Genomic DNA, 650 nt, shown 5'->3' on the forward strand with positions numbered 1-650 from the left:
GGGGTCGCAGTGCGATTCAATAATCAGCCCGTCGTAGTTCAAATCCAATGCCTGTTGGCTCAGCGGCGCAATCAGTTCGCGCTTCCCCCCAATGTGGCTGGGGTCGCCGATGATGGGCAGGTTGGGCAGGCGGCGTTTCAACTCGATGGGGATATGCCACTGCGGCAGGTTGCGATACAACGACTTGTCATACGAACTGAAGCCGCGATGGATTGCGCCGATTTTCGTAATCCCGGCGTTGTAGATGCGCTCAATGGCACCAATCCACAACTCCAAGTCGGGATTGACCGGATTTTTCACCAAAACGGGACCCTTAAAGCCCGCTTCTTTCAAAGCATCCGCCAATTCCTGCATCGCAAACGGATTTGCCGACGTGCGCGCACCAATCCACAGCAAGTCAATGCCGAAATTGACCGCTTCCACCACGTGGGCACGTGTAGCAACCTCCGTGGAGACATACATCCCCGTTTCGCGCTTCACTTTTTGCAGCCACGACAGCCCTGGCGTACCCACGCCCTCGAAGCCCCCCGGCTTGGTGCGCGGCTTCCAAATCCCCGCGCGGTAAATTTGGATGTGCTTGACAGCCAACTCCTTAGCGGTGTTCCTCACTTGCTCCTCGGTCCCTGCGCTGCAAGGAACGGGACAAACCA

At 57.2% G+C, this 650-nt stretch carries 1 protein-coding gene; it reads right to left on the reverse strand.

What is annotated here, in order from left to right; translation table 11 throughout:
• Positions 1-650: DAHP synthetase I family protein (locus ASC50_RS02985; protein WP_478209961.1), on the reverse strand; the 650-nt coding region annotated here is incomplete at both ends.

The organism is Candidatus Symbiothrix dinenymphae (genome assembly GCF_001431085.1).